Origin of the sequence: Paenibacillus phytorum (assembly GCF_013141715.1) — a bacterium.
GTDB classification, from domain to species: Bacteria; Bacillota; Bacilli; order Paenibacillales; family NBRC-103111; genus Paenibacillus_E; species Paenibacillus_E phytorum.
The window spans coordinates 1-566 of record NZ_WHOA01000057.1; the positions used below are offsets into that span (position 1 = coordinate 1).

Consider the following 566-nt stretch of genomic DNA (forward strand, 5'->3'; position numbering starts at 1 on the left):
AGAAACAGTCGTTAAACGGCTTGTAAGTGCCGTTAATCAGATCCACCGCTGGGTCGACATTGTCTTCCCTGAACTGAGACAAGTCTTTAAGATCTTAACTTGCAAGGGTGCATTGTTAACCCTTCGGCTTTTTCCTCTTCCAGCTGACCTATGTAAACTAAGTCCTGACGATGTCATTAAACGATGGCAGAAATACATGAAACGGCATTCTGGTGTGCGTAGAGCTCATCTACTCATCGATCTTGCCAAGCAAACCGTTGGTTCCAAACAGGCTACACATGCTTACAAACTCCATCTAGAGCAGCTTCTTGAGGAGCATGACTTAGCCACTAAACAGCTGCAGAGGATCGAAAAAGAAGCCAAAGACGTTGTTGAACGTATTCCCTATGCAGGCAAAATTCTTGCCATTACAGGTATAAGTTCAATTGCTTTAGCTGGTGTTTTAGGAGAGTCTGGAGATCTTAGAGGTTACGCGCACGGGAATGCCCTACTCCGCCACGCAGGACTTAATTTGACCGAAGCAAGCTCTGGGAAATGGAAGGGACAACTGACGCTCAGTAAACGTG

General features: G+C 45.9%; 1 protein-coding gene. It reads left to right on the plus strand.

Going from position 1 to position 566, the window contains the following annotated elements; translation table 11 throughout:
- Window positions 1-566 (plus strand): transposase (locus GC098_RS07840; RefSeq protein WP_171642580.1); only part of this gene is annotated, 566 nt, incomplete at both ends.